Raw genomic sequence first — 24055 nt, forward strand, 5'->3', positions numbered from 1 at the left:
CGGTGCTCGCTCGTTTCCGGGGCGGGGGTGTTCAGGACGCCGGGGCGGCGAGGTCGGCGGCCGTGGTCTTGCGCCGTACGGCGTGGGAGGCAGCCAGGTGGCGCTGGCAGATGGTCAGCACGGGCGGCCCTTCCGGGAGCCGCTCGGGGTGGCAGTCGCTGCCTCCGGGGGCCGGAGCGGGCAACAGGTGGAACGCCGCGTGGACGGAGTCGGCTGCCTGCCAGAGGCGGGCGTGGGCGGTGGCCAGGTGCCGCCCGGAGGCCGGGCGCTCGGGCCGGGTGCGTTCAGCGAGCTGGTCCAGCAGGCGGTGCAGGGTGGTGAGGTGGGCGTGCAGGCTGTCGAGGTGGGGTCGGTCGGCGGGTGGGCCGCTCTCGCCGTTGGGAGTCTGTGCGGTGAGGGCGCGCGTGTGGTGGCGCAGGCCGGCGGTGGCCGCCCGCAGGTACGGGTAGGCGTCGCTCGTGGGGAGGGCGTCGCGGCGGTCGTCAGGTGACAAGGGCTTCTCGCGGGGGATGGACGCCAGGATGGCGGGCGGACGGGTTAGAGGGTGTTGCGGGCAAGTGGGAGAGCGCCGGCGGTGAAGGCGTCCGTCTGCTGGTAGATCAGGCGCCGCAGGTCGACCTGGGCGCCGGCGGCAGCCGTTTCGATCTGCGCGCAGGCGGCGTCCAGGTGGGCGTCGGTGTCGGCGGAGACGGTGAGCAGGCCGGTCAGGGCGACGTCTGCGTGCCCGGAGATCAGCTGCTTCTCGCGCGTCTTGACGTCCGCGTACTCGACGTTGTCCGCCTCTGACTCCACCTGGCCGCGGCGGCGGCGCTCGGAGGCGTCCGCGATGATCGCCGCTTTGCGGCGCTGGACATCGCGCAGCGCGGAGTCGATCCCCTGGGGGGCGTAGATGAGGGAGAAGGTGCGCCGCACGCCGGTGCTGAACATGATGTTGTGCAGGAATCCGGCGTGGGTCTCGGTGCGGGGCCAGTTCTCGATCCAGTAGGTGGTGTGCCGGGCGGAGTCGGTGATCACCCGGTCGGTCTCCTCGACCTGGGCGACGGGGCCCGCGGCGGCCGGGTCGGCTTCGGCGCGGCCGGTGGAGGACCACTGTTGGAGGCGGGCGGTGGAGGCGGGGTCGTAGGCGGTGCGCAGCACGGCCGCGATCTCCCGCGGCCCCAGCCAGCCGGTGACGGTGAGCCCGGCGGTGCGAGCGGCCTGGGCGACGGAGGCGGTGGTCTGCGCCATGACGGTGAAGGCACCGTCGAGTCCGCCGCCAGCCTGGCTGACCAGACGCTTGGCGGCCTTGAGGTCCAGGGCGATGGCGAGGTAACTCTCGTGTGGGGCAGCGGCCGGGCCTGCGGATTCGACGAGCGCGGAGTAGATCTGGCCCGCGACGGGGGCCTGGGGGTTGCCGTGCTCGGCCCAGTGCCGGGTGAGGCTGTCTCCGGAGTCCGGCACCGTGCGTTCCAGGACCTGGACGGTGGCGACGTGCCCGGTCCGGGCGATACCCGCCAGCGCCCGGCCCCAAGCGGAGACGTTGCTGTTCTGGGTGGCAGGATCGAGCAGGGCGAAGGCGCGGGAGCTGACCTTGGCGACGGCGGTCAGGGTCTGCCGGTGGGGATCGTGGACGGCGGCGGCGCCGGAGGCGGACGTGGCCACCCGCAGCGACGCGGTCGTCCCGGGCAGGTGGAGCAGCCCTTCGACCCGGGGCCGGGAGACCGGCCGGGACCGCCACACCGTCTGCCCGCTCCGGCGACGCTGGGCGTAGCGGGCGACGAGCGGCGCCCAGTCGATCAGGGACCGGCCCTCCCGTCGCACTCCGACCAGGACAGCGGTGGTGATCCACAGGGGGGCGAGGACGACGGCGCCCATCAGGCCGGAGGTCACCACGGTGACCAGCAGGAGCGCGAGGGCCGAGGAAACGAGAGCGAGCTGGGGGAGGCTCAGGCCCAGCAGGATGCCGCGCCGGGACCGGTGGGGGAACTTGACGGTGAGAGGGAGAACTTCGGAAGACAAGGTTCGGGTCCGGGTCGGGTCGGGCCGGGGCAGGGCGCGCGGTGAAGAGGGCGGGCCCTGCCCCGGGCGGGGCTGGTGGGTTACAGGCCGGTCGGTGAGCCGGACTGTGCGCTCTCGCCGGCGGACGGGGTGCCGTGGGCCGGGGGCATCGGATCGGAGGGGGCACTGCTGCTCCACTCGCCCTGCTGTCCGCCCCCGCCGCCCCAGCTCGGCGCACCGCCGTCCTGGCCGCCGCCCTGACCCGTGCTGTTCTGGGTCTGCGGGGTGCCGGACTGCTCCATGAGGTCACGGAAGCCGCCGCCGGAGCTCTCGCCGCCGGAGTCGCCCTTGTCCATGCTCATTCCGCCGGTGGGATTGGCAGCGATGTCGCCGGGGAAGCCTCCGCCGCCTGCTGCCTGGGCGCCGCCTGCGGCCCCGGCACCGGCCGCTGCGCCGCCAGTGCCTGCGGTGGCTGCTGCGGAAGCGGCCTTGCGTCCGGCGTTCTCGGCGTGCTGGCGGGCCATCTGGGCGCCCGCGCCACCGGCTCGGTGAATCGACTCGCCGTCCGTGCCTTCGCTCGCCCAATGGGCGAACTTGAACACCATGTACGGGCACAGCAGTACCAGGAGCATGATCACCATGCCCGCCGCCATGTCCGCGAGGGCGGAGACGCCGTCCTTGGCTTCTGTCTTGCTCATGGCCGCGATGCCGAGCACGAAGATGATCGTCATCAGCAGCTTCGACACGACGAGTGTGGCGGTGGCTTCGATCCATCCGCGCCGCCAGCGGCGGGCGACTTCCCAGCCGCCGCCGGCCCCCGCGAAAACTGCGAGGGTCACCAGGATGAGGATGCCGACCTTGCGGACCATCATCACGCCCCAGAAAAGGAACATCCCGATCGCGCTCGCGCAGGCGGCGACGACGGCGACGAGCCAGCCCATGCCCGAGATGGCGCCGATCTGGGAGATCTTGACGACGCGCCTGACGGCCGTGGACATGTCTGTCCCCGATGCCTTGAAGAGCCCGTCGGATAGCGCGTCGACGACTTCGAGGGCGACCGTGGTGAAGGCGATGGCGCAGAACGCGAACAGCACGCCGGAGGCGGTGCCGGTGACGGCCTGGGTCAGGGCCTGGCCGTCGCGTTTGATGGCCGCCCGTACGAGCTGAGCGCAGAACGTGGCGACCAGCAAGAGCAGGCCGATGGGCAGGATCGTCTCGTAGTTGTCGCGGAACCAGCCGGCACCGAGGTCGATGTCGGTGGTCCGGTTGATGGCCTTTGCGGCGAGGTCGGCCGCGGCGGCAGCGAGGTCGCCGGCGCTCTTCGCCATCCAGTCCCCGATGGCACCGACTGGGTCGGAGGCGAAGTTGATCACGTCGCCGACCTTGCAGAGGTTGCCGGCGACGGGCAGGTCACAGAAGCCCACGCGGGCGTCCTTTCGGGGAGAGGGGAACGGCTACGGGGCGACGCGCGGGGCCACGGCGACCAGGCGGCAGTCCTTGCCGGGGCGGCACTGGACGGCGAGGGTGATCTGGCGATCCTCGGCGCCGCCTCCGCCGCCGTTCCAGGCGAGCTGCGTCTTGCCGCGGACGGTGACGGCGTAGATGTACGCCTCGGTGATCGCCTGCGGGTTTTCGGCCAGGGCCTGCTTGAACGCCGAGGGGAAGTGCGCCTCGGAGGTGGTGGCGCTGGCGTGCTGGGCGTTGTCCTTCAGCCGGGACCACAGGAGCGGATCGGGGATCTGGGCCTGGACGGAGTCCCAGTCCGCGTACGCGGTTTCGCCGGTCATCCAGGTGTGCATGCCGGCGAGCTGGTCGTCACGGCTGGTGTTGCGGGCGTCGAAGGTCCACAGCATCACCGCGCTCGCCCGAGCAAAGGCCAGCGGGTCGGCGATCGGCGGAGGGCCTGCGACCTTGGAACCGCCCGGAGGCGTTTTCGGCACGGGGGCGGAGGTGCTTGCCGGTGATGCGGAGGACCCGGTGCGCGGGGCGGACGCGTCGGCGCTCTGGCCGCGGCCTGTCCACCAGGCAGCGGCGCCGGCCAGCGCGAGGAGTGCGGCCAGGACGCCGGCTGCGATCACGACGCGCCGGGGCGGCTGCCAGCCGATACCGAGAGCATCGAGGGAACGTTTCCTCATCAGTGGACCTGCTGGCCGAGGGCACTGAAGAACGCGACGATTCCGTTGGCCGCGCCCAGGCCGAGGGCGGCGCCGGCGCTGACGACTGCGCCCTTCTTGCCGTTGGCTTCGGCCTGGTGGCCGCCGGAGTGGTGGCCCCAGGCCCACACGCCGAGGCTGACGGCGAGCGCGCCGACCACCGCGACGATGCCGAAGAGGTTGATCGAGTTGACGACGGTGCGCAGGACTTCGAGGCCGGGCAGGCCGCCGCCCTTGGGCGAGACCCCCGGATCGTAGGCGAGCAGGGTGAAGCGTTCGGACAGGGGTGGGGTGAGGGTGGCGGGGGAGATGGTGGTGCGCTCCTTGCATGCGCAGGACACGGGCGGGCCCTGCCGGGGAACAGGAAGAAGAAAGGGGGAGGGAGAAGGGGCGCTCTGCGGCGCGAAGGTGGTCCGGTCCGCCCGGTGCCTTAAAGGCCGGCCGGGCGGACCGGTGTCACGGGAGGCGGCGTGCGCTGTGGGCGGCGAAATCCGCAACGGTGGCGAAGCGGACCGGCTTTCCGGTGCGCGGGGCCTCGATGACGTAGCCGTGGCCGGCGTAGATGCCGACGTGCTCGGGGACGGCGGGGGTGCCGCGGCTGAACAGCAGGTCGCCGGGGCGAAGTTGGTTCATCGGGACCGCGTTGCCTTCGTTGACCTGGGTGTACGTGGTCCGGGTCAGGGTGATCCCGGCCTTCTTGTACGCCTGCTGGGTCAGCGAGCTGCAGTCGCACCGGCCCATGGGGTCCGGGCCGTGGGGCGCTGTGCAGGAGCCGCCCCACTGGTAGAGGGTGCCGAGCTGGGACATGGCCCAGGTGATGGCCGTCTTGGCGCGGGGATCGGCGTCGGCGGGGATCGAGTACCCCTTGGGCACGGCCCCTTCGGGGATCGGTCCGGAGCCGCCGCCGTCCTCGCCCGGAGTGCACGGGTCCGTCGCCGGGAGGCCCGGGGTCTGGCCGTCGGCGGGCGGCCGGGCACCCTTCAGCGTCGGGGCGATGGCCTGCTGCAGAGCGCGGGCGAGAGGCTCCCACTGGGCGTACGCGTCGGGAAAGCCGCTCAGCTGGACGGCCTGCGCGGCCTGCGTGATCGTCATCTGCTGCCAGCCGGGGACCTTCAGCAGGCCCTGGTAGAACTTCGTGCTGGCGTAGACGGGATCGCGGACCTGGGCGGCAGTGCCCCACCCCGCGCTGGGCCGCTGCTGGAACAAGCCCAGCGAATCGCGGTCGCCGTAGTTGAGGTTGCGCAGCCGGCTTTCCTGAATGGCGGTGGCCAGGGCCACGACCTGGCCGCGCTCGGGTACTTCGAGCGTGATGCCGGTGGCAACGATGGTGCGGGCGTGGGGTATCTGCTCGTCCGGCAGGTCAAGGCCATCGACGTGGACCTTCTCGGGACCAGATCCGCCGAGAACAGAGGCGACTTGGCGCCGTACGGCCTCGGTGTCGACCGACTTGGTGAAGCAGGAGGTGCCCTGGCCCGGGGAGTCGCTCGCGGCTGCGGCGAGCACAGCGGTGCCGGCCAGCAGGAAGGGGGAGAGGCAGAGCGCGCCGATCACGGCGGCGATGCCTTTCACTCCCGGGCGGCCTCCGGTCGGCGGGCCGCGGGGATGGCGCTCGGGGATGGGGAGGAACGGGTCATGGTGAGGTCCTCGGGGGTCGGCCCCGGCCGCACGGTGTGAGAGGGGAAGGGCCGTGCGGCCGGAGCGGTGGAGGCGGGCGGAGGGCCCCGGCCCGGGTGCGTGTTGCCTCACACACCCGGCGGGACGAGGGGAGTTACGGGCGGAACATGGGCGTGCCTCCAGGAAGGTGCGGGGATCGGCGCGCAGCGGCGGTCCGGTGAAGAAGGGGGATGTGGGGGCGTCTTACGGGCGGAACATCAGCGAACTCCTGGAGCGGGTGCCGGGGCGGGAAGCCGGGGGATCGGGTGTGCCGGGTGAGCGTTGCCTCGCGCACCAGAGCAGCGAGGCGTTACGGACGGAACATCAGGGGGACCTCCAGGTCCTGCGGAGTTGCGGGGGATGCGGGCGAGGTCAGCAGGGGCGGTACATGGGCGGTCTCCGTGTCAGGGTCTGCGGCGGGCGGGGAGCGACGGGGCGGCGGCGATGGCCGCATGCGGGGTCACGGACGGAACACAGGGGCCTCCTGCGGGAAAGGGAAAAAGGGGGAAGGGGTTCGCCATCGGCGGTGTCCGCCGGGCAGTGAGACGACAGTAAGCCCGAATCCCCGGTCACCGAAATCGCCGCCGAAATCCGCGAGATTCCGGGCTTCTGGGCCCGCGATGCTTCCCAACCGGGGATTGTGACCTACAGTTTGGGCCTCCCCGCGCGCCACCGGCTTGTACCGCCGTGTGCCTCTGCGCGGTCCGGAGCCCTTCCACCCGCATCCCTCATCGAATTGGGGTCCCCTTTTGTCGTTTTCCCTCCACCAGGGCGACGCGCTGACCGTGCTCGCGACACTGCCCGACGGCTGCGCTGACTCGGTCATCACCGACCCGCCGTACAACAGCGGCGGCCGGACGGCGCAAGAGCGCACGAGCCGCTCCGCCCGCCAGAAGTACGTCTCCGCGGACGCCCAGCACGCCCTGCCGGACTTCACCGGCGAGAACATGGATCAGAGGAGCTACACGCTCTGGCTGACGCAGATCATGACCGAGGCCCACCGGGCCACGAAGACCGGCGGGACGGCGCTGCTGTTCACCGACTGGCGCCAGCTGCCGGCGACCACGGACGCGCTCCAGGCCGCCGGGTGGCTGTGGCTGGGCGTGATGGCCTGGCACAAGCCGCAGGCCAGGCCCCAGAAGGGCAAGTTCCGCCAGGACTGCGAGTTCATCGTCTGGGGAGCGAAGGGCAAGATCGACGCCTCCGCGAACCCGGTCTACCTGCCGGGGATGTTCAGCGCCTCGCAGCCCTCGGGCAAGGCACGCCGGCACATCACGCAGAAGCCCGTCGAGGTGATGCGGCAGCTCGTGAAGATCGCCCCGCCGGGCGGCACCGTGCTCGACTTCTGTGCCGGATCGGGCAGCACCGGGGTTGCGGCCCTGCTGGAGGGCCGGAGCTTCATCGGCATCGAGAAGACCAGCCAGTACGCGGCCGTCGCCTCCGACCGGCTCACCGAGACGCTCCAGCAGGTGCATTCCCAGGACGATTTCGACCTGACCTCCTGACCGGACCGCATCAGCGGCCGGATTGCGGCGGGGCGGAATATAGCGGCAGATCCCCGGTTTCCGAAACCGGGGATTCTCCGGACCATCGGAGCCACTGAATCCACGGCCCCGGCTGCAAGGAGAACCCCTTTCGTGTCCGAATCTGCTGAGCCCCGTCATGGCGGGGAAATGGAGCCGGTCCGTCTGCCGGAAGGCGACCTCGAATCGATCGAGGCTTCGGTGCGCAAGCTGCTGGACCAGTCGGCCGAGCAGGCTCGCCTGATCGACACACTGGCCTCCGCCCCGCCGGCCGACCCGATGGCCGCGAGCATGCCCTTCGCGGGATTCCCTGGCATGCCCTCGTACGCCGCCCCCGCCCCGCCGCCGGACCCCAAGCCGATCCTCGAGCTGGAGGGCGAGGAGTTCGAGGACGAACTGGCCGCGCTCACCGACTGGGTGGACGACCATCTCATGGACGTCTACGGCGCCGAGGTCACCACCGCCGCACCGTGGTGCGACCAGTGGCAGGAGCACCTGGATGTCGTTGCGTGGCTGCACGCGCTGTGGCTGGCCTACCAGCAGCACAAGGACCCCGAGGCCGGCCTCAGCGGCATGGCCGTGTGGCACCGGGACTACCTCACCCACTGCCTGGCCTACGTCCGCGCCCCCGGCGGCCCCCTGAGCGCCTGCCAGACCGACCCGGAGCGTCCCGAGCACCGCCTGCTGCGCGGCCCGGGCCCGTCCGCGAAGTCCGCCGCCCGCGATACAGAAGCCCCGCAGGCTGACGCCGGATCCTCACCGGTCGGGGCCGCCACGTGACACACCCACCGCAGCCTGCGCCGGCGTACGGGCTGTCCTTCCACCCCGAGGCGCTGAACGACTTGCTGGCCGCCCCGGGCGACATGCGGGACCTGGGGCTCGCCCTCATCCAAGATGTGGTCCGCGCCGAGGTGCGGGGCGGCAAGCTGACCGGGGAGTTGTCCGGGTACCGCAAGCTCTACCTCGGCTCCCGCGTCGAGTGGCGCATCGTCTACGCCCACCGCCCGGCCCCGCCCGGGTCCAGCCACCCCACGGACATCCACGTCGTCGCCGTACGCCCCCGCGCCAAGCACGACATCTACGACACCGTCCGAGCCCGCGTCGGCCGCCCCCGCCCCGCAGCCGGGCCCCGCGCGCACGCAGCTCGCTCCCTCTCACCGCAGGTCCGGCCGCGCCCTGCGCTCACGCCGGCGCCTCCGGCCGCAGCGTTTCCGGTCCCCGGACTCCCCGCGCCCGCCCGCATCACCACGACTTCCTCGAAGGGTCCTTCGCGATGACCAACCTCACCGCCCAGTCCGCCTCCCTGCTCCAGGCTCTGATGGCGACCGTCCTGGAGCCCCGCCCGGCCCCGCACCCTCGCCACCAGGCCCTGCTGGATGCTCACGCACACCGGCTGGAGCTGGACGCGGAACTGAGCGCCTGGGCCAGTCGGCCGCTGCCCACCACCGACGACGCCTCGGACCGGGAACTCGACGACCTGAGCAGCCTGCTCGTCGAGCGAGCCAAGGCTGGCCAGCAGGTCGCGCTCCTCCTGGGCGCCGACATTTGCTGCCCGCCGTGCGCCGAGCAGGCGCCGACCGTCCTGGGCCGCCCCGCCGAGAACGCTGTCTCCACCTTCGCCGCCCCGTGCATCCTGGCCGCGTGCCTGGACGCCTTCGCCTTCCACGGCAGCCCGGACGCACTGTCCTCCGCCGACCTCGTCGCTCAGCTGCGCACCCTGCCCGGTATCGCCGAGGGCCGCTGGCCGTACGCGGAACTCACCCAGACCCGCCTGGCCACCCTGCTGCGCCCGTATGAAGTGGCCAGCCGCGACATCACCCACGGCGACGGCCGGCGCCGCAAGTCCTACCGCCGCTCGGCCCTCCTGGCCGCCATTCCGGCCCACTGCAACTGCCGACCGTCGTGATCGCCCGCGAATCCCCGGCAACCGCCCTGGACGCCGCCATCGAGCACGTCGTTGGCGACCTGAACGTCCTGTACGACGACCACCTTCGCGGGCTACTTCCGCCAGAGCGAGCCGCACTCGCTGCCGCACATCGGGACCTGGTGACCGCCGAGGACGCGGTCGCCTACCACCGCAACGCACTGCAGCGCCTGTCCTCAGGCAGCTACCCCGTCGATCCCGCGCTCCTGGACCGCCTGCGCCGGACCGTGCACGACCTGGCCCAGGCAACGGCCGCCCGGGACCGGCTGCAGCAGGATGCCGCTGTGGCCTTGGAGGAGGCCAAGGCCGCCAGCCCGGCCCCCGCTCATGCCGACGAGGAGCTGACGCCTAGCGACCTTGCCGCGCTCCTCTCGCTTGCCGGCGGCGGCACGATGCGCGAACACCTCCTCACCCACCGGGTCTACGTCCGCACCGCTCAGGGCCGCGTCGTCGAGGTGCAAGCGTTCCAGCGTCTGGAAGCCCAGGGGCTCGTCACCCGGGACGCGTCCCGGGCCCTGACCGTCGGCCAGCCGGTCACCCTGACCGATACCGGCCGGACCGCGCTGCTCGCCGCCCGCCGCTCACCCGCCATGGGCCACCCCATGCCCGCCCGCCCTGCCGGAGCCTGGCCGACATCAGCCCGTCGCCACTGACCGCAAGCGCGGGGGGTGCCTCCGCCCCCGCCTGCAGAAAGCACCCCACGTGTCCCTTCACGAACCCGACTACGAACTCGACGGCCTCGAGCCCGCTGACGACGGGCACGAGCAGCACCGCCACCACCTCGGGATCTCTTCCTTGAGAGTGCTCGGCGAGCACCGCACGGACACCGACAGCTACTTCGTGCTCCTGGAGGAGGGAGCCACCTGGGGCATTCCGGGAAGCCCTCAACTCCGGGCAGTTCACGTCTCCCGTGACCTGAGCGCCCGAACCTTCGAGGTCGACTCCAAGGAACTCCCGCTATACGCGATGGCCCAGTCGTACCTGATAGCCCGCGGCTGTCCCTCCGACGCGCTCAACCCACCGGAGGGTGTGCACGACCCCGCAGACGACCGCACCCGGGCCCTGGAGGCACGCGTCCGCGGCGACGGTGACCACTTCGCCCTGCTGGCCAGCTACACCGCCGACATGCGCGACCCCGTCGAGACGGTCGTGATGCTGCGCTCCCTTGACCACCAGGCGGTGCCGGAATTTCGCATCCTGCTGGAGCAGTTCGACTGGGACTCCAACACCCACACCCTGCGAGAAGGCGGCTTCGAGACGTACGCCGCCGCGGTCCAGTGGTGGGAGGCATGGTCGGACGAGGAGGCCCCGGCGCTACCGCCGCCGGCTCCGACCGCACGCCGCAGCCCGGCCCCAACCGCCCCGGCGACACCCGTCCCGCCGGTGTCCCGACGGCCTCCAGGACGCTGAACACGGCCTTCGACCAAGCTGCTTTCGGCGGACCGGCGGCGCGCAATATAGCCGCCGATCCCCGGTTTCGGAAACCGGGGATTCTCCGGACCCTTTGCAACACCACCGCCCCACTGAGGGCGGCCACTTCCTGTTGTTCTGCCTGGTCTGGAGCCATCCCCTGTGTGCTACACACCCGCGTCTATCGCCGCCACTGTCGTAGGCGGCGCCCCATCCCGTTCCGCCGCCCCCGCGGTACGCCATCACGTCGCGCCGCGCACGGCTCGGCGGGCCGAGCCGGTGCTTGCTGTCGCTGTCCATGCCCGTGCCGACGGCGACTCCACGGCCGTGGGTGTGCTGCGGCGCGAAGAGCCGTTCACGGCCTCGGTCACCGACGGCGCCTGGCTGCACGTCACCACCGCCTCGGGCATCACCGGCTGGGTCGACGACGGTGACCTCCGCCGTGACGACGGCCTTCGCCCGAACTGACCCGCCCGTATCTTCCCTTCTTCCAGGAGCCCTGTTTCGTGTCCGACATCCCCGACATCCCCGACGTCTTCGACGGCGACGTGCTCGGCCTGTTCGCCGCGCGGATCGAGGCTCAGTTCGGCCTCGGCCTGAGCGAGCTCGCCCAGGCCGTCCACGCCGCCCCCCAGGCTCATCCCGGTGCTACCCAGGCGATCCACTGGTACGGGCTACTCTCCGAGGCCCAGCAGGCGGTAGAGGTTGCCGAGGACGCGCTGGTTGCGGCGCTGGAGACAGCAGTCGGGGATCAGCTGGACGACCCGGTGATGGAGCTGGCCCACCAGGTGAACCACGCTGTCGCCGCCCGCGACGGCCGGGCCATCACGCTCCGGTTCCTCCTGCAGGCCCCTGCTGAAATGGCCCGCATCGAGCAGCGCTTCGGGCCCCGGGTGACGACCACGCTGCCCACCCCAGTTCCGGCCCAGCCCGCGCGGGTCCGGGGCGGTGCGCGATGAGCGACGGACGCAGGCCCAGTACCCAGGACGCCCGTCTGGAGGGCGTGTTCGGCGGGCTGCTGGACGAGCTCCACGAGCGCGCGGTGCGTCCCGGAGCCTCGCCGGCCCTGGTCCGGGCCCTGGAGCTGCGCGTCTTCCTCGCCCTGGCCGAGGCGCAGGTCGTGCGGGTCCGTGACCGCGTCCACGCGGCGATGGCCCCCGACGCGGAGCTGGACTTGCTGAGTTCCGATGCGCTGCGGTTCGACGCCGAGTGGCTGGAGGCCGCGCTGGCAGCGCGCAGCAGCTACCGGACCGCACTGGACAAGCTGCTCGCCGCGATGCCGCCGCCAGCAGTCCGCCTGCCCGCCGCACCGGTCCCGGTCCGGCCGGCAGCCCTGAGCAGCAGTCTCCCGCCGGTCCCTGCCGGGGCTGGAGGCGGAGCGGCGGTCCGGGGAGGCTGAGTGCCCGATCCGTACGCTGCCTCGCGAGCTGCGGGCGAGCGGATCGGAGCCCTCTACGGCCGCCCCGTTGCCGACCTCGCCGTGGACGCCGTGCCCGGCAGCATGCGTCACGCCCTGCTCAACAGCTTCGATGCCCTGCAGTACGCCGACCGCGCCGTCACCTTCCACGCCGAGCAGCTCCACCGGCTGACTCACCCCGACCGCGCGATCGAATCCGTGGACGTCAGCCACATCGCCGACGCCACCCGCCGCCTGGCCCACGCCGTCACCGTCCGCGACTCCCACGCCCAGGTCCTCGGCGACGTGCTGAACAGCCTGGTCCGCGTCCCCGACGTCACCTCCCCGGCATCCGCTGCGCCCCAGGCCCTGGCCGTCGCACCGGGCCCGCCTCCGGCCGCGCCCACCGAGCCCGCCCGCTCGCGCTGACCCCCTTTTCTACTTCTCGACCATCCCCGTCCGTCTGGAGTTCCCGCCTTGGCTGCTGCCCGCCTGCCCTCGAACGACCTGCCCCGCGTTGCCGAGGCGCTGGAGATGATCGCGCCGCGCTGGAGCGTGTGGGTGCTGATGACCTTGGCCTCCCAGCCCGGCCCGCTGCGCTACACCAAGATCAAGGAGCACCTGCCGTGGCTCGGTGACGGCCAGCTTCACCCCCGGCTGCGGGCGCTGTCCGATGCCGGGCTCGTCGAACGCACCGCCCAGACCCGGCTGCACGTCACCTACGGTCTGACCGCCCGGGGCCGGGAGCTGATGCCGTCCTTGACCGCTCTGGCGGGCTGGGGTGACGCGCACCTGGAGAAGAACCTCGTTCTCAACCGCGTGACTGGGAAGGCCGAACCGGAGCGGATCCCGGCCGCGCAGAACGCCGAGGACACCCTCGCCGTGATCGGCCACCGGCACGCCACCGTGCTGCTGTGGACCCTCAAGGTCCGCGGGACCACGACCATGGCCGCGCTCTCCGCCGAGGCGATGGCCGACCACAGTCCCAGCGCGATCTACTCGCCGATCCGGCGGCTCATCGACGACGGCATCGTTTCCGTCTCCCGCGATGACGTCGCCTCCCTGCAGCTGACCGCCCCGGGCCAGGCTCTCGCCCCGATCTACCGGGCCCTGTCGGCGTGGGCCACCGCCCGCCCGGTCCCGGACGCCGAGACCCACCCCGTGTGGGGCGCACCCCGCATTCCGGCTGCCGCCCGCTCCGGGCAGTGGGCAGCTCACCAAGCCCGAAAGAGCAGCCAGGCCGTCGCCGTGCGTCAGCCGCTGGCCCCCGCCCCGGTCACCGCCTGGCGGCCTGGCGAGCTGTTCTCCGCAGCCACCAGCGGACCGAGCCGATGAACCCCACCCGCTCCCTGCCACCTTCCGGCCGCCCGCCGCCGGCATCCCCTTCGCTCCCGGCGCCCTGGCGCTGAGCCCTGACGGAAAGCCCCGCCCGTTGACCGCTCGCTCGACCGCAACCGCTCCACCTGCCACGTACGGGTCCGTACTGGGCAGCCGGTACGTGGCCCGCCTGCTCGGGGGAACCCTGATCGGGCGCCTGCCCAACGGCATGGTCCCCGTCTCGCTGGTCTTGTGGATCACCGCGGGCGGCGGGTCGCTGGCCTTCGCCGGACTCCTCGCCGCGCTCTACGGGCTGGCCTCCGGGCTCTCGCAGCCGGTCAAGGGCCGCCTGATGGACCGCTACGGGCAGACCCGCGTCTCCGTTCCGGCCGTCCTGCTCAACTCCTCCTGCCTGGTGGCACTCCCGTGGATCGGGGCAGACGGACAGCCGGCGGCCGTGACCGCGGTCGTGGGGTTCGCGGGGCTGATCACCCCGCCGCTTGAGGCCGGCCTTCGTGCCTTGTGGCGGACGGTCTTGCCCGATGCGGGGCGGCGCCGCGTCGTGCAGGCCCTCGACACCGGCTCCCAAGGGCTCCTCTACATCGTGGGCCCCCTGCTCGCCTCGTTGCTGGCCACCGCGCACAACCCCGACACCGCCCTGCGGGCCACCGCGGCCCTCGGGCTCGCGGGATCGTCCATCGTCCTGAGCGCCGGCCCCTCGCGGTACTGGCGCCCAGCCGCAGACGGGCCCTCGGGCACCGGACGCCTCATGAGCACGGGCCTGGTCCTGCTGTTCACCGCACTGGCGGGGACCGGGTTCGCGCTCGGCGCGATGAACGTCTGGGCCGCGGACATGGCCGCCACACACCAGATGGCCACGCTATCCGGGGTACTGCCCGCCGCGTTCTCCACCGGCAGCTTCCTGGGCGGCCTGATCTATGCCCGCAGGACCTGGCCCGGCACCACGACCACCCAACTGATCACCAGCAGCGCCCTGTTCCTTCTCGGCTGGCTGCCCCTGCTGACTTATCCCGGCCCCCGAGCGGCGGTCGCCCTCGCCGGGATACCGGGCCTGTTCCTCACCTTGATCATCACCAACGGCTTCCACACGGTGGACGCCCTGGCCCCCGCCTCCCGCACCACCGAGGCATACGCCTGGCTGATCCTCTCGGTCGGCACGGGACAGGCCGCCGGCACCGCACTCGCCGGCGCCCTCTCGCACAGCCCGCAGATCCTCGCCGCCCTGCCCGCGGCCGGTGCCGCCACCGCGCTGACCGTGCTGATCGTCGCCCGCCCCAAGCTCGGCCCCGGCCGTCGCATGGGCCGCCACCGGCGCCCGCGCCGCTCCCGGCAGCACGCCCCACTCCCGCACGACGCATTCCCTGCGCCCGCTCACGGCCCCAGCCGCTAACGGCCGTTGCCGCCCAGCCCGACGGTCACCACCCGACGGTCCGGCCCCTGAACGTATCCGTCCCACCCTCCCCGGAAACACGATGCCTCCCAAGCACGCCGCCCTGCGGCCACCCACCGGCCGACACGTCCGCGTCCCCGCCTTCGGACCCGTACGAGGCGTCTACGTCCCGCGCACCGCCGATGCCGGCGCCTTCGCGATGAGCACGTACGGCATCCCGCTGCTGGTCCTGGCCGTCACCGACTCGGCCACCCTGACCGGCATCGCCTTCATGCTCGAATGGGTTCCCCGCCTCGGCGCGTTCGCCCTCGCCGGCGCCGCCGTGGACCGGTTCGGCAGCACCCGCATCCTGCGCATCGCCTCGGTCCTGCGCGCGCTCGTCGTCCTGGCCGCCGCGGTCGTGCTCCCCGCCGTCGGTGGCACCCCCGCCATCACCACGGTCATGCTGCTCGCCGCGTTGACCGGCGTACTCACGGAGTTCTCCTACATCGCCGCCGAGACCGCGGGCGGCGCAGCCAGCCGGGACGCCGGAGGCCACGCCCACCGCGTCCAAGCCGTCCTGTTGGGCATCGACCAGGGCGCCACGCTGGCCGGCCCGGCCTTGGCCGGTGTCCTGCTGCAGTACACCGGTGCCACCGGCATGCTCCTGACCATCGCCGCGTGCTCCCTGCTCGGCGCGGCCCTGGCCCCCCGCCAGCGCCCCGTCTGGCCCCAGGACGCCCCGGTCCCTGTCGCCCAGGGACTCCAGATCGGCTGGCGGACCCTGCGCTCGCTGCCCGCTCTGGGCTGGCTGTGCGTCGGGCTGCTGCTGTCGAACACCGCGATCGGCCTCGTGCAGGCCGCAGGTCCCGTCCTGGTCATCCAGCAGCTCGGCGGCACCAGCAGCCAGGTCGGCCTCGTCTGGTCGGCCGCCGCCATCGCCTCCCTGGCCATGGTCGCCCTCGCCCGGTTCGCGATCGACCGGGCCGGTCTGTGGCTGGTCGGCGCCACCGCTGCCGCACTCGCCTCCCTGGCCTGCCTGGCACTGGCCGCCGCCGACACCTACACCACCTTCCTGGTTCTGGTGGCACTGCTGATGGCCGGCGAGGCGGGCATGACCGTGGTGCTGCGCACCCTGCGCGCCCACCTCGTCCCCGCCGAGGTGTTCGGCAGCACCCTCAGCCTGATCATCCTGCTGCTCCTCGCTCCGTTCCCCCTTGCCGGAGCCCTGGTCGCGCTCATCCCGCCCGACCTGCTCGGCCACGCCATCACCGCCTGCGCCGTCCTGCAGGCCGCAGGACTTGCCGTGTCCTTCGCGAAACTCCGCACCCATCCGGCCACCCGCCGCCCGCTCCCCGTCTGACCGCGCCGGGCCACCAACCCCCTCGAAAAGGACCACGATGACCGCGACCTCCGACACTCCCCAGCACCAGCACCGCCGCCTGCGCCTGCGCGAAGTCGCCGACCTCGACGACACGGCCTTCTCCGACTACCTGCAGGACCGCTTCGACAACCTGGTGACCGCCGCGATAGCCGACGCCGCCAGCTACCTCCGCCCCGCCCAGCACGACCTCCTCCACGCTCCCGACCGCCTCCACGACCTGCGCGACGCGCTCACCTTCGCCGAGGGCGACCTGCAGGTCGCCGTCGAGCGGATGACCTACCGCCGAGACCCCCGCGCCGCCCGTACCACCCGACAACTGCGGCAGGTACGCACCGCCCGCCACCAGGTCCACCGGGAAACCGCCGACCTGCGCCGAGCCGAAGACCGTACGCGCGAAGCCGCCGCGGTGACCCCGTCCACCGACACGGTCACCACCGCCAGAGGCTGGCTCGCCCACGCCTACCCCGCCCGCTTCGCTCAACTCCTCGCCCAGGCCCACGTCGCCGCGGGCCTGCCCGCTCGCCCGCTCGCCAAGGACATCTTCGACACCATCGAGGAGGGCTGGGCCGACGGTCACCTCACCGCCCCCATCACGCCGGGCGTCGAGCACCTGCTGGCCAAGGGAGTTGTGGCCGTCCGCAGCACAGTCGCCGACGACGCCCGCGACCAGAACAACCGCGATCCCGCGCTGCGCCACCCGCTGCTGCAGCGGCGCTGGAACACGGCACTGGAAGAACTGGTCAGCCTGACCGTGCCGGTGGCTCGCGCCTCCAGCCCCTCCGCCTTGGGTGCCCTGCCCAGGGATTTCTCCGGCCTGCCCGAGCAGGACGCCTTCAAGATCCTCAACGCGCGCCGGTTCCTAGTCGCCATCTGGCAGCGCCGGGCCGAACACACCCGCTTGGTCCACCAGTACGCGGGGACAGTCACCGAACGGCGCCGCGCCGCTCCCGACCACGACCTGCGAAGCCAGGCTCTGGACGAAACCCTCGACCGTCTCGTCGCCGAGCACCCGGCCGCCGCCGCCCGCATCCTGGCCCGGCTCCGCCCGTACGCCACCGCGGACGGCAGGCTCGAGGAGGACGTGTTCACCCCGGCCCTGCGCGCCCAGGCCAAGCGCGAGGTCCTCGCCGACCTGGCCGCCATCCGCAGGCCCGACGTCGTATTGCCCTCCGCGATCGCTCCCCGCCGGGGCCTCGCCGCCACTGCTGCCCTCGCTGCCCGCTGACCGCCATCTCTTCCGCCAGGAGACGCCCTTGCCTTCACCCGCCCCCCGACCCACCGCCAGCACTCCCGTCGACGGCGATGTTCACGTCACACCCCGATACCTCGCCGGATCACCCGGCCACGGCGATACCGGCTTCACACCCGTCGCGCACTGGCCCCACCACCACCTCGACGAAGGCCCGCACCAGCTCGTCGTGACCAGCCCGGACCACCGCATCCGGATCGGCTGGGCCGGAGACGACTACGACCTGTGGACCATCAGCGCCGCGCCGGACGCTGTCTCCGGACCCCAGTGGACCGCGATCGTCAACCAGAACACCCCGCCCGAGCTCGTCGCTGCCCTGACCACCGAGCTCGCCCAGGACTGGGACGACGGCCAGGACCGCTTCCTCACGGCCCCGTCGCCGTACTGGGCCGACAGCGTGGCACCGCTGGTCGCGGCTGGCTGGAAGCGCACGGGCGCCGAGCTCGGCAACGTGGAGCTGGCCGCCCCCGACGGCAACGCGGGAATCTCCACCAACCGCTCGCGCCGCGACCTGGAAGACGGGACGCAGCTGTGGGCCGGCCCTCCGGGCTGGGGCACCCGCGCGGAGATCACCTTCAGCCCCCGTACGCCCTCCCACCTCATCGCCGCCACGGCGGCGGCCTTCACCGATCCGACTCCCGCGGCCCGCTGGCGCGAGAGCCTCCACCCCGAGCTCGCCGCCCGCGCCCAGCTCACCCCCGTCGTACCGCCCCGCCCGCCGGTGCCCACCCCCCGCGACCTGCGCCCCCGCCTCGGAGTCCGCCCGCCCGTCCCGATCGGCAGCATTCCGCGCTGGAGCACGGCCACCACCCCCTCGGCCGCCCTGCCCGCACGCCCCGCCGCACGGCGCTGACCGACCAACGAGGAAGCCTGTGGCCCTGTTCACCGAGCAGCTGTTCGCCGACCACCTCACGCTGCCGTACCCCGAGGCCGCCGTCGTCGGCGACGCCTACTACGCCGCCCCCGTGCCGGACCTCCCGCTGCGGCTGCGCATCGACTTCGCCCCCACGATCTACGCCGGGCGCTACGACGGGCTGCGCCTGCAGGTCGTGCACCTCGACAAGGGCCCGATCGACACCGCCGTGCTGCGCTTCGCCGACCACGGTGCCTTCGACGTCCGAGACCGGCGCTTGGGCCGCAGGCCCGGCGAAGGCGGGTACGGCACGTTCAATGACTGGCACCACAGCGAGCACCCGCCCTGGGCCGGCATCGGCGTCACCCGGCTGCGAGCCGCGATCGACCAGTACGTACGCCTGTGGATCCCCGGCGCCCCGCCGGTACGCACCAGTCCGCCTCTCACGGCTCCGGTGCCGCAGGCACGGACCTCCCCGTCCCGTGCTCGGTAGGCGGACCCCTTCCACCCGGCTGCCGCCGCCGGCCCGCAGCATCCGCCGACGCACCAGCGTCGGCAGCCTCATTCCCTTCTTCACCGACAGGACCTCTTCCCACATATGAGCCTTCGCCTCGCCCGCCCCGCTCACCTGGCCGTTGCCGTCGCAGCCCTGGCCGCGGGCACCCTGCTGCCCGCGCAGGCCGTGGCCGCCCCGGACGTCCCCGCGGTACTGGGCCCCGGCTACACCATCCCGGACTCCGACGGGCACGTGGCCTCCAGCCACATCGGCGCCTACGGCCCGCTCGGCCCCGCCGTCCACGGAGACACCGAGACCTACTGCGCCGACCCCGAGCGCAAGGGCCCTGCCGACGCCGGAGGCTACGGCGACCCGCAGCCGGTCCCGTCCTGGACGTCGTCGGTGACCGGGAAGCCCGTCACCAAGGAGAACCTGGCACAGGCCGCCTACGTGATCGGCAAGTACGGGCAGACCCGCAATAACGCCCAGGCCGCCGCGGTCGACGCCGTGGTGTACGACTACCTGGCCGGCGGCACCTACGCCCTCGACGGCGACCGAGGCAAGCAGCGCCTGGCCTACCCGGTCGTCTCCCCGACCGCCCGCACCCTCGCCCAGGGCTACGTCGCCGAGGCCAAGAAGTTCGCCGGCCCCTACGCCCTCCAGATCACGCCGTCGGTGAAGACCACCACCACGGGTACGAAGGTCACCGTCGCGGTCAAGGTCACCACCACCGCCGGCACGCCGGTCCCGAAGGTCGCCGTCACGCTCACCGAGTCAGGCTCCGGCACTGCCTCCGGCAAGGTCACCACCGACGACAACGGCACGGGCGCCTGGGAGTTCACCGCTGAGAAGCCCGGGACCGCCAGCGTCACCGCGACGGCCGAGGGACTGCCCGCCGTCGGACTGCAGGTCCTCACACCCAAGAACCCGGCCGCCCAGCGGATGCTGCTCGCGGGGGGCACCAACAGCGTCAACGACTCCGCCGCCATCACCGTCAGCGAGGCCACCGGCGGCGTGACGATCCGCAAGAAGGACCCCGAAGGCACCCGCCTGGTCGGCGCCGCGTTCCAGCTCCTGGACTCCGACGGCAAGCAGATCGCCGCGGGCAAGACCGACGAACAGGGCAACCTCGTCTTCGACAAGCTCCCCGCCGGCACCTACCGGCTGCGCGAGACCTCCTCCGGCAGCCCCATCCACGACCTGATCCCCGAACAGACCATCACCATCACCGCCGGACGCACCGCCCAGGCCAACCCCCTCGACCTCGTCGACCCGTTCAAGAAGGCCCACCTGTCGGTGAAGAAGACCGACAAGAACACCGGCAAGACCCTGCCGGGCGCGGTCATCGCCATCCGCGCCGACGAGACGGACAAGACCGGCAAGCACACCCCCGGCAAGGTGATCACCAGCCTCACCACCGGGACCGACGGCACCACGACAATCCCCCTCGACGTCACGCTCAGGACGGGCACCCGCTACTGGGCCGGCGAGACCAAGGCCCCCGACGGCTACCAACTCGACACCACTCCGGTGGCGTTCACCGCCCGGCCCGGCGCCGACGTCACTGTCACCCTCGCCGACAAGCCCACCTCGACTACACCGCCGAGCCCGAGCACCCCCCCCGCGACACCCCCGGCCACCACCCCGCCCACGACGCCGCCCGGATCCCTCGCCCACACCGGCGCCGACGCCACCACCTGGCTCGCCGGCGGAGCCACCGCCCTGATCGCGGCAGGCGGCGGGCTCTACCTGATCAACCGCCGCCGCCGTACGGGCGACGCCCCCAGCTGACCCCGCGCCGCCGGGCCCGACTTCGGAGCCCGCGCCACACCGTCCCGCACCGCCCGATCCCGCCCGGAGCATCCTCATGAAGCACCACCCCCTCCTCTTCACCGCGCTCGCCCTGACCGCCACCGCCGTCCTGACAGGCCCGGCCACCACCGCCACCGCAGCCCCCTCCCCGTCCGCCGAAGCCCCCAAGGGCCAGGGCGACCCCGTGCCGGTGGACAAGGCCGGACTGCGCATCGTCAAGACGGACCCCGAAGGCCAGCCCGCCCCCGGAGCCGCCTTCCAACTGCTCGACTCCGCAGGCAAGACGCTCGCCGAGGGCAAGACCGGCGCCGACGGCACCCTGGCCTTCTCCGACCTCGCCCCCGGCGTCGTACGCCTCAAGGAGACCGCGTCCGGCAGCCCCCTGCTGGGCACGGTCCCCGACCAGGACGTCGTCGTGGCGCCCGGCGAGCCCAAGGTCCTTGCCATCACAGACCCGTACAAGTCCGCCGGCCTCACCCTCAAGGTCACCGACAAGGCCACCGGCAAGGGCCTGGCCGGAGCCATCGTCAACATCGCCCCGAAGGACGCCAAGGACGACAAGGGCGCCTTCACGCTCACCACCGGCGCCGACGGCATCGCCAAGGCCCCGCTCCCCGTCGGCAAGAAGACCGGCAGCACCTACACCGCCACCGAGAACAAGGCTCCGGATGGCTACCGGCTGGATACCACCCCGGTGGAGATCACGGCCAAGCCGGGCGCCGAGACCACCGCGGCCCTGACCAACACGGCCACGGCCAAGCCCACCGAGGACCCGACCGGCAAGCCGACGGCCAAGCCCACCGGCGACCCCACTGCCCCGCCCACGCCGACCGCCTCGTCCTCAACCGGCACCGGGGAGCCCACCCCGACCGCATCCTCCTCCAGCAGCCCGGACATCGGCACCGCCACCTCCACCGCACCTGACGCCACGCCCGAAGGCTCCCTCGCCCACACCGGCGCCGACAGCACCAACGGATGGCTCCTGGCGATCGGCGGGCTTCTCCTAGCAGCAGGAGGCGGCGCCGTCTACGCCGCTCGTCGACGCAAGAACCGCGACGCCGAAGCAGAAGCCGGTACCGGACAGCACCGGCGCACCGACGACAACTGACCTCACCACCCACCGGCCCCGGGAACCCGACAGGTTCCCGGGGCCTGCTGCGTCCTGAACCGCAAAGCGGCGCCTCATGCTGTTGCGGAATCCGCTGGGCAGGGGCGGATCGCAGGGGCATAACCGGGTAGGGGCGGCCCTCGCGGACGCTTATCCCTACCTCGGGTCAGCCACCGAGGAGTTCCGTTCGGATCCGGTCCCAGCTGGGGCGAGGGCTCCCCACCGGATGCACGACGGTGAGCAAGCGGCCTTCCAGAAACAGGTCGAGTCGATCGGATGTTTGAGAGGACCACCGGTTGCGCTGGGCTCGGTGGTCTACGGGCACCCGCTCTCCCAAGATGCCGAGCAGTACTTCGTGGCGCGCTTGGCCGACAGCGTCGCTGCGGATCCACCGGCCGCGGACGGGGACATCGGAAACTGTGCCGAGCGTCTCCTCCTCGCGGCCGAAGGACCGGTCCATCGCTGCCTCGACCAACGGCTCGGCCCGGCTGAGCGCCTGCCGGACCTGCCCTTCGGGGGGACTGGTTGCTACCGCATGGTCGGTCTCGACCGTGTGGGCCATGGCCACACGCAAGTCTTCCGGGTTCACGACTTCCGGCCGACGACGCGGAACGGGCCTCGGTATGTGGAACTTCCAAGGGAGCGCGCTGCCCGGCGTGTCGATCCACCCCGTTTTGAGGCTGTCTGCGGCGGGAGAGCCATCAGGCAGGAAGATGTCAACGTAGACGCCGCCTGCTCCGAGCCAGACCCAGCTCATGAAGTAGGCGTGGTCGTCGTGGTCGACGGACCACTGGGCGAGCCTTTCCAGGCGGGCTCGCTGCTCCGGCGTGCCCTTGCCGGCTGGGAACATCTTCTTGTGGTTGCGGCGGCGGCCCCGTGCCTCCCCGGCGAGCGGACCGGCGGCCAGGTCGTACAGCAGGTCCGGTCGCACACCTGTCTTGGCGTAGATCCCGGCGAGTTTCGCGGGCAGGACGTCGAAGCTGCTGAGGTCGTCAGTTCCGGGAGCCCAGTTGAAGAGGGACTCGCTGGCTGCGGTCATCACCCCGAGGCCGGTGCACTCGCTGACGAAGCGCTTGATGTGGCCGGAGCTGGAATCGAGAGCTGCGCAGTCGACACCGAGCGGTTGCGAACCGTGGGTGCTTCCACCTATGTAGCTCAGCAGCAGGCTGATCTCATGGTCGCGTACACGCTGGTCAACGTTCTTGCGGAGGTCGCAGGCGAGGGCGTTGATGTTGACCAGGGCTGCCAACGAGACAGGCAGTGGGCCTTGGCCGATCTCGACAGCGTCGACGGCCTCCGCGCCCGACGCCCCCTTCTCTACCGTGAAGCGCCACACCCGGGCGCGTACCGAACTCATAGACGAAGCGTAAGACGGCCATCTGACAGACCCGACGGCGCTGTTGCTCTCGCAGCGGTGACGACAGTTCGCCGATGGCAGACAGGAAAGACCCCGCAAGGGCTGGTGCAACCTCGCAGTGAATGTCAACCTAGACGACCTCCCCCAGGTTCTGGGTTTCCGCAGGTCAGAGAGGTGATGCTTGTGACCGTGGACTTGTCGAGTGCTGGGTTCCGCACCACTATCGAAAGGTTGCGACTGCATAGTTGGCTTCTGGGGCCTGGCCAGCCGACGGAGGTCATCGATTGCTTCCCCGAGGCGAACGGCGACTTCACCCTGATCGTCGACGACCGGGCTGACACCCATATCTCCTCGGCCGATGGCCGGCTCTATCTCGGCTGGTTTCCCGACGGCCGGCCCGGAGCCGAGGGCGAGGGCTGGGTCCTGGCCGTCACTGGTACCGCGAAGGTTCCCGGCTACCGCGTCGTCTTCGACCCGCAAACACCGGCACGGCTCGTGGCCGCTACCGTTTCCGAGGTGCTCGCCACCGCTCGCCGGATGTAGTGGGCCCGCCGACTTGCGACTAAGACCATCGCCTCCTGCCTTCCAGCGGCTCGCCCTTCCTCCCGGGGTCCGTTCTCGCAGACCCGGCGGTGCACTTCCACATCCAACGCAGCGCTTTCCAACCTTGAGGAGAACCGTGGCCCCCCAGCCCGAGACCGGCACCGAGATGACCGTCGCCGACCTGATGAAGCAGCTGTCCGCGGCGGACCCCACCGCCCGTGTCCGGCTCGCGATCAACCCCTTCTTCGCCATGGCCCACAAGATGGGCGCTGTGATCGTGAGCGCGGACGTGGACGGGCGACCGATCGTCTATCTCGCGGAGGACGCGGCGGCGGTGCAGTACGGCAACCTGCCCAGGCCGGTTGCCGAGGCGCTCACGTGGATGCCCCCGGTTGAGCCACCTTCCCGCGGTCGGCGGCTCCGCGCCGTCGCCGACGATGAGACGAGCCACGACACCCCCTGACGACAAGGAGCACCCCTGCCCCCGTCCCATAACTCTTCTTCCTTCCC

Annotated in this window: 27 protein-coding genes; 20 read left to right on the plus strand and 7 right to left on the minus strand. The window is 72.0% G+C overall.

The window, feature by feature from the left end; genetic code table 11:
* Positions 1 to 31: 31 nt before the first annotated feature.
* The 6 genes from ABZ128_RS03570 to ABZ128_RS03595 form a co-directional block, all read right to left on the minus strand.
* The gene (locus tag ABZ128_RS03570; RefSeq protein ID WP_356845816.1) at positions 32 to 493 is read right to left on the minus strand and encodes a DUF6238 family protein; all 462 of its coding nucleotides are present in this window, start codon (positions 491 to 493) and stop codon (positions 32 to 34) included.
* A gap of 44 nt (positions 494 to 537) precedes the next feature.
* Positions 538 to 1998, minus strand: a complete 1461-nt coding sequence (locus ABZ128_RS03575; protein WP_356845817.1) for an SCO6880 family protein — start codon at positions 1996 to 1998, stop codon at positions 538 to 540.
* An 80-nt stretch (positions 1999 to 2078) separates the two neighbouring features.
* Complete coding sequence (locus ABZ128_RS03580) at positions 2079 to 3401, minus strand: ATP-binding protein (RefSeq protein ID WP_356845818.1); 1323 nt, start codon at positions 3399 to 3401, stop codon at positions 2079 to 2081.
* Between the two features lie 30 nt (positions 3402 to 3431).
* Positions 3432 to 4112 (minus strand): hypothetical protein, encoded by a 681-nt coding sequence (locus ABZ128_RS03585; protein WP_356845819.1) that lies wholly within the window; start codon positions 4110 to 4112, stop codon positions 3432 to 3434.
* Positions 4112 to 4441, minus strand: a complete 330-nt coding sequence (locus ABZ128_RS03590; RefSeq protein WP_356845975.1) for a DUF6112 family protein — start codon at positions 4439 to 4441, stop codon at positions 4112 to 4114. The genes ABZ128_RS03585 and ABZ128_RS03590 overlap by 1 nt, the downstream gene beginning before the upstream one ends.
* Positions 4442 to 4586: 145 nt before the next feature.
* Positions 4587 to 5699: a C40 family peptidase gene (locus ABZ128_RS03595; protein WP_356845820.1), complete on the minus strand. Its 1113-nt coding sequence runs from the start codon at positions 5697 to 5699 to the stop codon at positions 4587 to 4589.
* 833 nt (positions 5700 to 6532) lie between these two features.
* Between ABZ128_RS03595 and ABZ128_RS03600 the strand changes: the two genes are divergently transcribed.
* From ABZ128_RS03600 to ABZ128_RS03685, 18 genes are all read left to right on the plus strand, one after another.
* Positions 6533 to 7288: a site-specific DNA-methyltransferase gene (locus tag ABZ128_RS03600; RefSeq protein WP_356845821.1), complete on the plus strand. Its 756-nt coding sequence runs from the start codon at positions 6533 to 6535 to the stop codon at positions 7286 to 7288.
* A gap of 168 nt (positions 7289 to 7456) precedes the next feature.
* Positions 7457 to 8086, plus strand: a complete 630-nt coding sequence (locus tag ABZ128_RS03605) for a DUF4913 domain-containing protein (RefSeq protein WP_356845976.1) — start codon at positions 7457 to 7459, stop codon at positions 8084 to 8086.
* Positions 8083 to 8583, plus strand: coding sequence for a hypothetical protein (locus ABZ128_RS03610; protein WP_356845822.1), 501 nt, complete (start codon positions 8083 to 8085; stop codon positions 8581 to 8583). The genes ABZ128_RS03605 and ABZ128_RS03610 overlap by 4 nt, the downstream gene beginning before the upstream one ends.
* Positions 8580 to 9212, plus strand: a complete 633-nt coding sequence (locus tag ABZ128_RS03615) for a DUF3631 domain-containing protein (protein ID WP_356845823.1) — start codon at positions 8580 to 8582, stop codon at positions 9210 to 9212. The genes ABZ128_RS03610 and ABZ128_RS03615 overlap by 4 nt, the downstream gene beginning before the upstream one ends.
* A complete protein-coding gene (locus ABZ128_RS03620) occupies positions 9209 to 9883 on the plus strand; it encodes a hypothetical protein (protein ID WP_356845824.1) in 675 nt (224 codons plus the stop codon). The genes ABZ128_RS03615 and ABZ128_RS03620 overlap by 4 nt, the downstream gene beginning before the upstream one ends.
* A 49-nt stretch (positions 9884 to 9932) precedes the next feature.
* On the plus strand, positions 9933 to 10640 hold the full coding sequence (locus ABZ128_RS03625) for a hypothetical protein (protein ID WP_356845825.1): 708 nt from the start codon (positions 9933 to 9935) through the stop codon (positions 10638 to 10640).
* Positions 10641 to 10919: 279 nt separating this feature from the next.
* Entirely contained in the window at positions 10920 to 11108 is a 189-nt protein-coding gene (locus ABZ128_RS03630) for an SH3 domain-containing protein (RefSeq protein WP_356845826.1), read from the plus strand.
* A gap of 38 nt (positions 11109 to 11146) precedes the next feature.
* Positions 11147 to 11599, plus strand: coding sequence for a hypothetical protein (locus ABZ128_RS03635; RefSeq protein WP_356845827.1), 453 nt, complete (start codon positions 11147 to 11149; stop codon positions 11597 to 11599).
* The gene (locus ABZ128_RS03640) at positions 11596 to 12039 is read left to right on the plus strand and encodes a hypothetical protein (RefSeq protein ID WP_356845828.1); all 444 of its coding nucleotides are present in this window, start codon (positions 11596 to 11598) and stop codon (positions 12037 to 12039) included. Before ABZ128_RS03635 ends, ABZ128_RS03640 begins: the two co-directional genes overlap by 4 nt.
* Positions 12040 to 12465, plus strand: a complete 426-nt coding sequence (locus ABZ128_RS03645; RefSeq protein WP_356845829.1) for a hypothetical protein — start codon at positions 12040 to 12042, stop codon at positions 12463 to 12465. It begins immediately after the preceding gene.
* Between the two features lie 48 nt (positions 12466 to 12513).
* The gene (locus ABZ128_RS03650) at positions 12514 to 13371 is read left to right on the plus strand and encodes a helix-turn-helix domain-containing protein (RefSeq protein ID WP_356845830.1); all 858 of its coding nucleotides are present in this window, start codon (positions 12514 to 12516) and stop codon (positions 13369 to 13371) included.
* 97 nt (positions 13372 to 13468) lie between these two features.
* Positions 13469 to 14764 carry an MFS transporter gene (locus tag ABZ128_RS03655; RefSeq protein ID WP_356845831.1) on the plus strand — a complete coding sequence of 432 codons (1296 nt, stop codon included), beginning with the start codon at positions 13469 to 13471 and terminating at the stop codon, positions 14762 to 14764.
* An 82-nt stretch (positions 14765 to 14846) separates the two neighbouring features.
* Entirely contained in the window at positions 14847 to 16106 is a 1260-nt protein-coding gene (locus ABZ128_RS03660; RefSeq protein ID WP_356845832.1) for an MFS transporter, read from the plus strand.
* A 37-nt stretch (positions 16107 to 16143) separates the two neighbouring features.
* Positions 16144 to 17352, plus strand: a complete 1209-nt coding sequence (locus tag ABZ128_RS03665) for a hypothetical protein (RefSeq protein WP_356845833.1) — start codon at positions 16144 to 16146, stop codon at positions 17350 to 17352.
* Positions 17353 to 17380: 28 nt separating this feature from the next.
* Positions 17381 to 18229 (plus strand): DUF317 domain-containing protein, encoded by an 849-nt coding sequence (locus ABZ128_RS03670; RefSeq protein WP_356845834.1) that lies wholly within the window; start codon positions 17381 to 17383, stop codon positions 18227 to 18229.
* Positions 18230 to 18248: 19 nt separating this feature from the next.
* On the plus strand, positions 18249 to 18722 hold the full coding sequence (locus ABZ128_RS03675) for a hypothetical protein (protein ID WP_356845835.1): 474 nt from the start codon (positions 18249 to 18251) through the stop codon (positions 18720 to 18722).
* Positions 18723 to 18827: 105 nt separating this feature from the next.
* Positions 18828 to 20516 (plus strand): SpaA isopeptide-forming pilin-related protein, encoded by a 1689-nt coding sequence (locus tag ABZ128_RS03680; RefSeq protein ID WP_356845836.1) that lies wholly within the window; start codon positions 18828 to 18830, stop codon positions 20514 to 20516.
* Positions 20517 to 20592: 76 nt separating this feature from the next.
* Positions 20593 to 21645, plus strand: coding sequence for a SpaA isopeptide-forming pilin-related protein (locus ABZ128_RS03685; protein WP_356845837.1), 1053 nt, complete (start codon positions 20593 to 20595; stop codon positions 21643 to 21645).
* A gap of 166 nt (positions 21646 to 21811) precedes the next feature.
* Here the strand turns inward: ABZ128_RS03685 and ABZ128_RS03690 are convergent, their stop codons facing one another.
* Positions 21812 to 23002, minus strand: coding sequence for a hypothetical protein (locus ABZ128_RS03690; RefSeq protein WP_356845838.1), 1191 nt, complete (start codon positions 23000 to 23002; stop codon positions 21812 to 21814).
* 183 nt (positions 23003 to 23185) lie between these two features.
* On the opposite strand from ABZ128_RS03690, the gene ABZ128_RS03695 reads away from it, so the two are divergent.
* Entirely contained in the window at positions 23186 to 23545 is a 360-nt protein-coding gene (locus tag ABZ128_RS03695) for a DUF317 domain-containing protein (protein WP_356845839.1), read from the plus strand.
* Positions 23546 to 23681: 136 nt separating this feature from the next.
* Positions 23682 to 24008 (plus strand): hypothetical protein, encoded by a 327-nt coding sequence (locus tag ABZ128_RS03700; protein ID WP_356845840.1) that lies wholly within the window; start codon positions 23682 to 23684, stop codon positions 24006 to 24008.
* The last annotated feature ends 47 nt before the right edge of the window (positions 24009 to 24055 follow it).

The organism is Streptomyces sp. NPDC006326, assembly GCF_040612915.1.
GTDB lineage: Bacteria > Actinomycetota > Actinomycetes > Streptomycetales > Streptomycetaceae > Streptomyces.